The 11,830-nt window shown below is 38.6% G+C and carries 11 protein-coding genes; 7 read left to right on the forward strand and 4 right to left on the reverse strand.

The window, feature by feature from the left end:
- Window positions 1-23: 23 nt before the first annotated feature.
- From H5118_RS05095 to H5118_RS05110, 4 genes are read right to left on the reverse strand one after another with little or no spacing between them, the layout of a single operon-like run.
- Entirely contained in the window at window positions 24-524 is a 501-nt protein-coding gene (locus H5118_RS05095) for a DUF3299 domain-containing protein (protein WP_039488291.1), read from the reverse strand.
- 14 nt (window positions 525-538) lie between these two features.
- Window positions 539-1,786, reverse strand: coding sequence for an ABC transporter permease (locus H5118_RS05100; protein ID WP_182748004.1), 1,248 nt, complete (start codon window positions 1,784-1,786; stop codon window positions 539-541).
- Window positions 1,783-2,481 (reverse strand): ABC transporter ATP-binding protein, encoded by a 699-nt coding sequence (locus tag H5118_RS05105; protein WP_024597019.1) that lies wholly within the window; start codon window positions 2,479-2,481, stop codon window positions 1,783-1,785. Before H5118_RS05105 ends, H5118_RS05100 begins: the two co-directional genes overlap by 4 nt.
- Window positions 2,482-2,488: 7 nt before the next feature.
- Entirely contained in the window at window positions 2,489-3,559 is a 1,071-nt protein-coding gene (locus H5118_RS05110; protein WP_182695555.1) for a CDP-glycerol glycerophosphotransferase family protein, read from the reverse strand.
- Window positions 3,560-3,737: 178 nt separating this feature from the next.
- On the opposite strand from H5118_RS05110, the gene H5118_RS05115 reads away from it, so the two are divergent.
- From H5118_RS05115 to H5118_RS05145, 7 genes are all read left to right on the forward strand, one after another.
- Window positions 3,738-4,841 (forward strand): phosphoribosylaminoimidazolesuccinocarboxamide synthase, encoded by a 1,104-nt coding sequence (locus H5118_RS05115; protein ID WP_182748006.1) that lies wholly within the window; start codon window positions 3,738-3,740, stop codon window positions 4,839-4,841.
- Window positions 4,842-4,963: 122 nt separating this feature from the next.
- Window positions 4,964-5,626 carry a methylamine utilization protein gene (locus H5118_RS05120; RefSeq protein WP_004335512.1) on the forward strand — a complete coding sequence of 221 codons (663 nt, stop codon included), beginning with the start codon at window positions 4,964-4,966 and terminating at the stop codon, window positions 5,624-5,626.
- On the forward strand, window positions 5,619-7,934 hold the full coding sequence (locus tag H5118_RS05125) for an EAL domain-containing protein (protein ID WP_182748007.1): 2,316 nt from the start codon (window positions 5,619-5,621) through the stop codon (window positions 7,932-7,934). Before H5118_RS05120 ends, H5118_RS05125 begins: the two co-directional genes overlap by 8 nt.
- Window positions 7,921-8,754 carry a DUF3034 family protein gene (locus H5118_RS05130; protein ID WP_182748009.1) on the forward strand — a complete coding sequence of 278 codons (834 nt, stop codon included), beginning with the start codon at window positions 7,921-7,923 and terminating at the stop codon, window positions 8,752-8,754. Before H5118_RS05125 ends, H5118_RS05130 begins: the two co-directional genes overlap by 14 nt.
- On the forward strand, window positions 8,754-9,173 hold the full coding sequence (locus tag H5118_RS05135; protein ID WP_024597015.1) for a group 1 truncated hemoglobin: 420 nt from the start codon (window positions 8,754-8,756) through the stop codon (window positions 9,171-9,173). Before H5118_RS05130 ends, H5118_RS05135 begins: the two co-directional genes overlap by 1 nt.
- A 105-nt stretch (window positions 9,174-9,278) precedes the next feature.
- Window positions 9,279-10,445: a capsular biosynthesis protein gene (locus H5118_RS05140; protein ID WP_182748011.1), complete on the forward strand. Its 1,167-nt coding sequence runs from the start codon at window positions 9,279-9,281 to the stop codon at window positions 10,443-10,445.
- Window positions 10,445-11,278 carry a sulfurtransferase gene (locus H5118_RS05145; RefSeq protein WP_182748013.1) on the forward strand — a complete coding sequence of 278 codons (834 nt, stop codon included), beginning with the start codon at window positions 10,445-10,447 and terminating at the stop codon, window positions 11,276-11,278. The genes H5118_RS05140 and H5118_RS05145 overlap by 1 nt, the downstream gene beginning before the upstream one ends.
- Window positions 11,279-11,830 lie beyond the last annotated feature (552 nt).

The raw sequence follows: 11,830 nt of genomic DNA on the forward strand, positions 1-11,830 counted from the left end.
GCTTTAAAAGCGGGCCCTTTATTTTAAAGCTCAAACGGTGCTACACCGACTGCCTTCATTTTATATCCTACCTGCGCGATTTCGCCCGACCATGTTTCTGTGCTTATTATTCCGGTTACAACGATTGCGTCGTACAGACTATCTATAGGCACACCACCTTTAATCGTTACATGGACTATTTGATTTGGCGGTGGTGGTGGTACGTGTATACAGGCGCCAAAATAAGGCACGAGTAAAAACTCAGTAATGACTTCGCTATCGCCCTCAAGTGGCACAACAAAACCTGGCAAACTTACCGATTGACCATCAAGCGCTTTTACCACTGGAGCATCTAAATCGGGTTGCACCCAGTTTTGATCGCTGCCTTCGTGATTAGCTTGTGCTTGAGTGTCTATTTGCATATGACCTTTGGGAATTAAGTCTTCCCAAAAAATTTCTTTTGGTGGATTGGCACAGCTCGCTACGCTTATAAATAATAAGCTAATAGCAGCAATGTATTGAAAAGCTGTTTTAAAAAATGTCATAAAATACCTAAAAATTATGCTTTTATACTCATGCCATCGCTGAGTGAATAAAAATAAGCGCGAGTAGCGGGTATTAAGCCAATAACAAAACCTGCGGCCATAATAACCCCGATTAAGCCCAGTTCATAGTAAGAGAGCATTGTGATATTTACGCTTATACCGGCATGGCTTTGTAAGTAACCGCTGGCTGAAAAAATAACTAAATAGTAAAGCGCACTACCCACTAGGCAACCAAGTAAAGTTGTCAGTAATGACTCAATACTTATAAGTGTAAATAAATGCCAAGGGCGAGCGCCTACTGAGCGCAATATAGCAAGTTCGCGACGTCGCTGGCTCAGATTTGCAAGCAATGTCGTTAACATACCAAGTAAGCTAACTAACACGACAACAGCTGAGAATAGTAATAGTATTTTTTCTACTATGGCGAGCATTTCCCATAACTCTTTAAGTGTTACGGTTGGCATAATGCCAAGCAGGGCTTCTGGCTTATATTGATTTATATTGCGCCTAATTTGTAATGTGTACAAAGGCGAATTAAATCCCATTAAAAATGCTGTAATTTGCTTAGGGTGACCGACTAGGTTGTTATGTTCGTCATGCTCATGCTCATGCTCATGGCTCGCTTTACCGCCGTGAATTAAATCGATTGCAGCCAAAGGAATGTGCAGCGTTTTATCAACTGGCGTGCCTGTTGGGTTTAAAATGCCGACGACTTTAAATGGGTTATCGTCATGATGATGAAAACTGGTGTTCCCCATGCCGTGCGATATAACAATAGAGTCGTTAAGTTTGTAGCCTAGTTTATTTGCAACTTCGCTACCTAGCACCACTTCGTTAATTACGGCAAAAGGGTGGCCTTTGTTAAAGGTTAAATTTTGTTTTTTTGCAAAGCGATAATGGCTAAAGTAATCAAGTGTTGTGCCTAGTACCGCTTGGCCTTTATGGCTGTCGCCTAGGCTTATAGGTATGCTCCATTTTACGCCTCGCTGACTTGTTATGTATTGATAACTTTTCCAACTTACGCCGTTATTAGTATGGCCAATTCTAAATACTGACGAAAGCAGCAACTGTATATCGCCGGTACGCGCACCAACAATTAAATCAGTGCCCGAAATAGTATTACTAAAACTACTTTTAGCATCAATTCGTACACGTTCAATACTCAAAAGTAGCATTACACTAATTGCGATAGTAAATAATGTAAGCAGTACACTTGCGCGGCGATTTAATAAGCTTTTGTAAGCAAGTTTAGCGAGAATCATACCTGCTCCTGCAAATTTATAAGATCAATGGAGCGGTTAAATAAAGGCTTTAGTGTTTCATCGTGGCTCACAAATACCAACGTACTATTAGATAACTTTGCTTGTTCAAACAGTAGCTTTATAAAGCTCTCACGGTTATTTGTATCGAGTGCAGATGTGGGCTCATCGGCAATTATTAGTTCAGGGCTGCCTATAAATGCGCGAGCGGCAGCAACGCGCTGTTGCTGTCCAATACTCAGTGTCGCTACATCTTTATGGTGATACTGGGCAGTAAGGCCTAAAGCATTTAATAACCGTATCGCTTCTTTTTGTAAGGCAGAGTTTTTATTTGATGATTTCTTTAATATTTTTTGTTTTCGGCTTTTTGAAAACTCACACCCAAGCGTTATATTTTCAATAGGAGTTAAATAAGGAAGCAGGTTAAAGTTTTGAAAAATGTAGCCAATGTGATCCGCTCTAAAAACATCACGGGTGGTATTGCTTAATGTAGTTAGGTTTTGGTCTAAAATTGATACCTCACCGCTGGTGGCTGTATTAATGCCAGCAAGAATCGCTAATAAGGTCGATTTACCTGAGCCACTAGGACCGTGTAAAAAAATATGCTCACCTTTTTCTATAACTAACTCTTTTATGTTGAGCGTGGGTGAGCTATCGCTTTTATGCCACTTAAAAGTTACGTTTTTCAGGTTTATCATTATCCGATTACCAACCCCAGTAGTTTAGATCTTTACGCATTTTTAGCTGTCTTATTATATTTAATGGCTTGGGTTTTAGTTTTTCGTTACTTTGTAAAAATTCATTAGCTGCATTTAATACGCGTTGGCTAGATTGGCCATCGGTATACGGATGAAGTTCCTGGCAATAGCTTTCAATATTTTGCATTAAATCACTAGGTTTAGTAAGCACGTGTTCAATAGCTGCTTCTACTTCATCTGCGTCGGTAATATCAAGTAAATGAGGAAGTGGTTTTTGATTACAAAACGTGACTACCGGTTTACGTAGTAGTAAAAACATTAAAAGAACTGACGATGTATCGCAAAGCATAACATCAGCAGCTTGCAGTAACGGCAAAACGTTATCGGTTTCAATAAATGTTAGATTTTCGTTACTCAGCGCTTTATATTTATTAACCCATTCGGCAGGCATTTTAGGATGAAACTGCATCAAAATACGCCACTTACCTTGCTCACTAAAATGTTTTATTTGCTCATATAATTTAGGAGCAAGTGATAGCTTTCGTGAGAAAGTAGAGCATATAAGTAAAGTAGGGCGAGGGTCGTCGCTTACATAAGGATTATTTGAAGTGTTACTAAAAAGTGGATCGAGTGTTGGCCAGCCAGTTTCAGTTACTTTAAAGAAACCATGCTGCTTAGCTAGCTCTTTAAATCGGGTTGTTGTATTTGGGCCTTGCGTACAATATAAATCGTAACAACCACGAATAGTAAAATGACCACGATTACCTTCAGAGCTGCGCTTTTCAGAATTAAAACCATGAAATACAGCTACTTTTTTACCCGGAATAAAACTAGGTACTATATTTCCCGGTATAAATGTAATGTTTGGAGCCCAGCTTTTAACATCTTTTATGGTATGTAAACGTGGCTCGTCTGTGGTTAAAAAATCGGGGTTTACTTCGCTACCCGCTAAAAACCAGCGTACTTCACCACCATGTGTCAATATTTGCGCCTGCAAAGGTCTCAAGATAGCGTATGAATAATTCTGAGAAATATACATTAAGTATTTTTTATTTTTAGTGGCAGTTAAGTAGTTCAAGCTATCTCCTCAGGCTGGTTAGCACATTAAGTTTACCCCATTGCGACTCGCTTATAAATATATGCCTTTATTTGTTTTAAGCATCCGATTGAGCTTTGAGGTTGGCTAGATTATTATACAGCCCATATAACCCCATACCATACTTTGCTCAAAGAGCATCCCTAACCCCGGAGATAGCATGACTAGCTATAAAGTTTTAGACGTAAACGATGATTTACCCATTCGTACCAAAGGTGAAGTACACAGCGGTAAAGTTCGTTCAGTTTATTGGTTAACTGATGAAGACAGCGCTCGATTAATCAAAGACAAAAGCTACCAAGTACCGACAGGTACTGAGCTTGCGATTATGGTTATTTCAGACCGAATTTCTGCATTTGATTGCATTTGGCAGGGCGAAAACGGTTTAAATGGCGTACCAGGTAAAGGTATAGCGCTAAACTCAGTGGCAGCCCATTGGTTTAAGTTATTTGATAAAGCGGGTCTTGCGGGCAATCATATTGTAGATATTCCGCATCCGTATGTGTGGATTGTACGTAAAGCCAGTACAGTGAAGGTAGAGGCAATTGCTCGCCAATATATTACGGGTAGCATGTGGCGCGATTACGCTAAAGGCATACGTAACTTTTGTGGTATTGAATTACCAGAGGGTTTAAAAGCGAACCAAAAGCTTGATAACGTTTTAATTACGCCGTCAACAAAAGGTATTATTGAAGGCGTTGCTGATATTCCGCCTGTTGATGATGTAAATATTACTCGCGCTAATATTACTAATAACTTAGATGTATTTAACTTTAAATCGGCAGATGATGTAACCAAATACGAAAAACTGTTAGTTGAAGGTTTTAAATTAATTAGTGATGAACTAGCGAAGCTTGACCAAATTTTTGTAGATACTAAATTTGAGTTTGGTTATGTAGAGGATTTAAATGGCGCGCAACAGCTTATATATATTGATGAAGTAGGCACGCCTGATTCGTCACGTATTTGGGATGAAGCCGCTTACAAAGACGGTAAAATTGTTGAAAATTCTAAAGAAGGCTTTCGTCAATTACTGATTAATAACGTGCCAGAGAGCGACGTATTATTAAATAAAGATCGCATGAGTGAGCGTGAGCAGTTAGCTAAAGATTATATTTTACCAGAATCAGTAATGCTTGAAGTGTCAAATACCTATGTTGGCATAGCGAGTAAAATTGTTGGCAGAGATATCGTGATCCCTGAAGAACCTCGCCAAGAAGTTATTACTATTTTAGATAACGATTACGGATTAATTGTTAAATAACAGCACTTAAGTGCTAATAAAGCCAGTAAATAAATCTTTATTTTTAGTTACTGGGCTATAATTCTTGCAATTAGTGCTCGTCTCTAATTAACTTAACCTAACATTAATGTTTAGGTATTGTTATGTTTGAACGGGCATTGCAAAAGTTTGCTAAAAGTCATTACTTTTTAGCTATAGGTTTGTTTTTTAGTCAGTTTGCTTTAAGTGCGAATATTGAATTAGTAATAGAAGATCAACACGGCCAAAAGTTATCAGGTGCTGTGGTTGAGCTTAATATTGCTGGTAAACAAGCCACACCATCAAATTTGCCCATTGCTATAATGGATCAAGTCCATAAGCAGTTTTTACCCGAATTATTAGTTGTACAACAGGGTCAAAAAGTTAACTTTCCTAACAGCGATAATATTCGCCATCATGTTTATTCTTTTTCACAAGCTAAGCCTTTTCAACTAAGATTATATTCAGGCCAACCAAAAGAGCCCATTACGTTTGAGCAACAAGGGGTTGTTGTTTTGGGGTGTAATATACATGACTCTATGGTTGGCTATATTTATGTAGCTAACAGCGAATTCGTATATAAAACAGATAAAAAAGGCTATGTAAATTTGCCTATTAATACACTGCCTGCACAAGTGAGTGTGTGGCATCCATTACAAACAGCACCATTGGAGAATAAAAAAATGATAACAATTAATTCTCAAAAACAGTTACAGATAACAGTAAACACATCAACTCCAGCACCCAGAAATACCTTTGGTAGTAAGTTTAAGGCTGGTAATGACTAATAGTTTACGAAATCGCATAACCATTTTATGTGTTGGCTTAGTGTTATTAACCACTATGGTCAGCTTGTTTAGTTTTTGGTGGTCTACGAGTAAATTTCAAGAAGAAAAAGTAAATCAAGATATTACCGTAGCGCAAAATGTTTATAAGCAATATTTAAAGTCAAAAGAAAGCCTACTGTTAACCGCTGCAAAAGTACTCACCTCCGATTTTGGTTTTAAGCAAGCTGTAGCAACGCGAGATGCAGGTACAATCAGCAGCGTGTTGTTTAATCACAGTCAGCGTATTGATGCCGAATTAATGTTGTTACTTGATTTATCGGGTAAGCTAATTTCCGCCAATACTGACGAAGACGTTTTTGCACACAACTTAAAGCCCTTGATGGAAGAGCTTTTAAGTGCGCCAGAAGAGTCTAGTTTTGTGGTGCTTAATAACGAGCTGTATCAAATTATTTTATTACCTGTAAAAGCGCCACGTACAGTAGCCTATAGTTTGGTGGGCTTTAAAATTGACGACAATGTAGCCCATGAACTAAAAAGCTTAACAGGCATGGATGTAAGTTTTATAGGCAGTGCTGACGATATTGTTATTAGCTCATTAGCTAATCGCCCTGAGCAATTTGAACCTGTTAGCTATTTTAGTACCGTAACCACATCGCGGTTTTTTGGTGAGTATTTAGTGTTTCGTAACCGAGAAATAGATTTACCATCGTTGTTGACCCATCCCATAATTATTTTGCTGAGTGCCGATTTAACACAAAGTTATAGTGATTTCGAAAAACTGCTTTTTACACTTATTATTTTAGCTATTTTAACTATGTTTGTAGGTGTTATTACAAGCAGCATATTTGCAAATAATTTAACTACGCCACTTACTCAACTAGCTGTAATAGCAAGGCAATTTGCACAAGGGAATTATGCTTTTGAATTTAAAGGCCAAAGGCAAAGTACCGAAATAGACACGCTAGTCGCAGCGTTTGATAGCATGGGTAATGATATTAATCAGCGCGAGCAACAAATTAGCTTTCAAGCCCGTCACGACTCCCTAACAGGCTTTTATAACCGCTCAGCAATGCTTGAGGTGCTTGATGATGAGTTAGATTCATCAGCCGAGTACACGCTCGTTGCAATAGACATAAAAGGTCTTCGCCATATAAACGATAAGCTCGGTCCGCGCATTGGTGATGACTGCCTAAAGGCCGTTGCTTGCAGAATAAGTGAGTTTTCGGATGAGTTAGGGGGCTTTCATGCCCGTATTGGCGGCGATGAGTTTTTAACTGTGTTTCCGACTGCGGCAGCGCGTGAACACAAAAGCGGTATTGTTGGCTTAATGGCACAATTACAAGCGTGCTACACCATTCAAAAACTAAAAATTAACTTACGCTTTAGTGCAGGCATTGTGCAGTATCCTTCACAAGGTATTGCAAGTGATGACTTAATGCGCCGTGTGCTAATTGCAGTTGAAAGTGCTGCAAACACACAAGAGAGCATACATTACTATCAAAATGGCGAAGACGAAGCGCACTTAGAGCGCTTAATAATGCTTGATGAACTAAAGCAGGCTATTAGTGATGACGATGGTCAATTGTTTATGACTTATCAGCCAAAATTACATTTGAAATCGCAAAAAATAGATAAAGTTGAGTCGCTTATTCGCTGGCAGCGAAAAGATGGTAGCTGGGTTAATCCTGAACTGTTTATTGACTTAGCCGAGCAGTCGGGGCTTATTGTTGAGCTTACTGGGTGGGTTGTTAATACGGTTGTAGCACAAGTAGCTGATTGGCAGTCTAAAAATATAAACTTACAGGCTGCAATAAATGTATCTGCGCAAGATATAGCATTTCCGGGCTTTCACGCTGCATTAGTTCGCACGCTTAAAAAGTACAAATTAGATTCTAAGCTGATCACTATTGAGCTTACTGAGCGCGATATGATCGAAAACGAAGAAAAAGGTATTAAAGCGCTCGAAAACCTAAAGGCAATTGGCGTTAAAATATCATTAGATGATTATGGTGTAGGGCAAACATCACTTGGTAGATTAAAAATGCTGCCTATTGATGAGCTTAAGCTAGATAAGTGCTTTATCCTAAAACTTGATGAATCGCAAAAAGATCAATTTATAGTGCAATCATCAATTACGTTGGGACATCAGCTAGGTTTCTCGGTTGTAGCTGAAGGGGTTGAAACGCTTGGCTCATTAAATTTACTTAGAGGCATGCAGTGCGACCATGCACAAGGCTATTACTTAAGTAGGCCTTTAAAAGCAGAACTATTAGAAGAATGGCTGGAGGAATACTATGCAAAAAATTAAATACTTATTAGCAAGTTTGTTTTTAATAGTTAGTGTGCCGAGCATTGCAAGCAATGGAAAACTGCTAGCTACGCCGGGAGTTTCTCAAATTGAAGGCAGTGGCGGCGGGGGGATTGTACCGTGGGCACAACTTGCTGGGTACGCAAGTGATGATGAATTTTCGGTAAATGGCTTTTGTAGTCGCGCAGATGTAACCGACTACACACTTGACGTATGTGGTGCACAACTTAATTTATTTAATCGTGTTGAGCTTAGTTATGCCCAACAGCGCTTTGATGTACCAGCACTTGATGCTGAAATAGAGCAATCAATTACAGGTGCTAAAATACGTTTGTACGGCGATATTGTTTACAGTGATTGGCCACAGCTTAGCTTAGGGATTCAGCATAAATCACTGGGTGATGGCAGTATTGCAACACTTGTAGGCGCAGAAGAGACTAGCGGTACTGACTACTACCTCGCTGCTAGTAAATTACATTTAGGGGCTATTGCTGGCTATAACTGGTTTTGGAACGTAACTACAAGATACAGTGAAGCTAATCAACTTGGTTTACTTGGTTACGGTGGAGAAAATACTAGCGGAAAAGTATTATTTGAAGGCAGCACAGCTATATTTTTTAGTCGCGAAATAGCCGTAGGTGTTGAGTATCGTCAAAAATCAAATAACTTAAACTTAGGCGAACAAGATTGTAAAGACTTATTTGTAGCGTGGATGCCTAACAAGCATGTGAGTGTGACTGCGGCTTACCTTGATTTAGGAAGCATTGCAGAAGCTGACGATCAAACAGGTTGGTATTTATCGGTTACAGGGTATTGGTAATGAAAAGCGTTGGTATTTTTTTGATTTGTTTAGGGTTGCTTAGTGGGTGTGCAAATTCTACTAAGCTCTCACTTTATCAAAAGCTGGATGGTAAAGCTGGGATAGGCAGAATTGTTGATAGCTTTATCTATCAAATAGGCAATGACGAGCAGATAATTCATTACTTTGAACACAGTAATATAGCGCATTTCCGCCAAGGATTTATTAATCATATGTGCATGTTAGTAGAGGGCCCGTGTACATACGATGGTGACTCTATGGTGGCAATTCATACTGGTATGCATATTACAGAGAAAGATTTTAATCATGTTGTTGATTTGCTTATAAATGCAATGAATGAGCAAGATGTTAGCCATAGCTTACAAAACGATATTCTTTCTAGAATGGCGCCACTTCGTGATGAAATTATAAAAATGTAACTATAAAGCTTTCAAAGTAATTATTAAGTAAAGGGAACCTTGCTTTGATTGCATTGTCCACATAGAATTATTTCATAAAAACAACAATTGGCAAATATAGCTTGTATGGCTTATCTATTTATTTCTCGCAAAAATGTACACGCAAAATACTATAAAAAAATAATCAAAAAATTGTCGATGAATTGCCAATTACACATCATGGGAGCGCCTAAACTTTCTGCTGTGAAATATTTAAAAGATGCGTTCCAAGTTAATTTTACTGGTGTAGTCAACTCTCAACTAAAACGTAAAAGAGCACGTAATACAACTTGGAATAATTCTATCGTTACTGCGGTTTATAGTGCTGGTTTAGTTTTATTTGAACGATTACGATACGCCAAGTATTTAGCCTTATTAACCGAGACTAATCCTGAATACATTGTCATTTGGAACGGCAATAAACTTCCAAATACAACCGTTGCTATGGCTGCAAAAGCATTAGGTGTAAAGCAGTTTTATTATGAAAATGGTTTACTACCCGGTACAAGCAGTTTAGACCCTAATGGTATTAACTATAATGCGTCGTTAAGCCGTGACCCTTCTTTTTACCTAAATTTTGACCCACAAAATAAGTTAAACTTTTCTGCGCCGGATTTAATTCCAAGAGCTGATCATAAAAAGCGCTGTGAATTTGAGTGCGCCGATGTGCCACAACGCTATATATTTGCGCCTTTTCAAGTACCTCACGATACTCAATTAGCTAGCTTTTCTCCGTGGATAAACTCTATGGACATGTTTTACGACGAGGTGATTAAAGCCGTCAAAAGCTTAAATGATCCAAGTTTAAAAGTGGTTTTTAAAGAGCATCCGTCGTGGCATAAACATTACGCTCATCTTTATGAAAAAGATCCGATTGCAATTTTTGCAAATGGAAATCAAACGAGTGATTTGATTAAGTGCGCAGAAGCCGTATTAACGATTAATTCAACGGTCGGCTTAGAAGCATTACTGCTAAATAAACGAGTTTTAACTCTTGGACAAGCCTGTTACAACATTGAGGGTTTGGTAAAGCATGCGAGCACTGCAGAGCAGCTTGCAGCAAATCTGAACGAAGTAATGCAGGGCTGGCAACCAAATACATTATTAAAGGATAAGTTTTTTAGCTTTATTGAACATGTATATTGTATTCCTGGCGTTTGGAAACACACTGAAGATAAACACATTAAAGCGATTGAAGCGCGTTTTACGGGTAATGACGAGTTTGCTAAGTATCATGGTGATAAGGAATCGTAGTGAAAAACCTAATTAGCTGTCAGCAATTACACGAGCAAATTAATAATCCTGCATTAGTGATATTTGATGCAGGTATGCTGCGCCCAGGTGTTTTGGGTACTTATTCGCCACAAGCAATGCTGCCCAACGCTAAACGTTTTGACATAAAAAATGAGTTGGCCGATAGATCAAATCCCTTACCAAGTACGGTATGCAGCGAGCAGCAATTTACTCATGTTATGCAAAATGCAGGCGTAAATAACGATTCGTTTATAGTTGTATACGAAGATGGCGGTTTATTTAGCGGAGCAAGGGCGTGGTGGATGTTTAAAGCTATGGGGCATCACAACGTAAAAGTACTCAGTGGTGGCCTTAAAAAGTGGTTAGAGAGTGGTTACGCCACACAGCAAGGTTATAGTAAATCGTTAGGTAAAGGTGATTTTACGGCAAGCTATAATCCTGAGTATTTTATCAATAGCCAACAAGTGGTTGACGCAATTGATGAGCCCAGCATTGTATTGCTAGATGCACGTGCTTATAAGCGTTTTACAGGCGAAGAAAGTGAACCCCGAAAAGGCATGCGTAGCGGGCATATCCCAAATAGTCGCTCGTTGCCTTTTATGGATTTACTTAATAAAGGTGAAGTCAAACCACTTGCCGAAATTAAAGCGATATTTAGTGACGTAATCGGTGATGCGCGGCAGTTACAGTTTAGCTGTGGGTCAGGTATTACAGCCTGTGTTTTAGCGTTATTTGCTACTGAATGTGGTTACAGTAATTTAAGCGTTTATGATGGTTCGTGGAGTGAGTGGGGTGCAAGTGATTCATTACCCATCGCCACAGGAGAAAAGTAGATGTGTTGTGGGTTTAGAGCTTGCTCACGTTAAAGCCGCAGCGTCTCTAAACCTCTTTGTAAATAACAGTACTTAAAAATATTACTCACAAGGAGAAGTGAAAGAGAAGAAAATGAGAAGGTAAAAACCAGTGCTTGCTCGTATTTGAATACTATTTTTATACAATCACTTACTCTAAAAACGCAGCGCCTCTAAACCTCTTTGTGAATAACAGTATTTAAAAATATTACTCACAAGGAGAAGTGAAAGAGAAGAAAATGAGAAGGTAAAAACCAGTGCTTACTCGTATTTGAATACTATTTTTATACAATCACTTACTCTAAAAGCGCAGCGTCTCTAAACCTCTTTGTAAATAACAGTACTTAAAAATATTACTCACAAGGAGAAGTGAAAGAGAAGAAAATGAGAAGGTAAAAACCAGTGCTTACTCGTATTTGAATACTATTTTTATACAATCACTTACTCTAAAAACGCAGCGCCTCTAAACCTCTTTGTGAATAACAGTATTTAAAAATATTACTCACAAGGAGAAGTGAAAGAGAAGAAAATGAG

The sequence above is a fragment of the Pseudoalteromonas sp. SR41-1 genome (genome assembly GCF_014164015.1).
In the GTDB taxonomy this organism is placed as follows: domain Bacteria; phylum Pseudomonadota; class Gammaproteobacteria; order Enterobacterales; family Alteromonadaceae; genus Pseudoalteromonas; species Pseudoalteromonas distincta.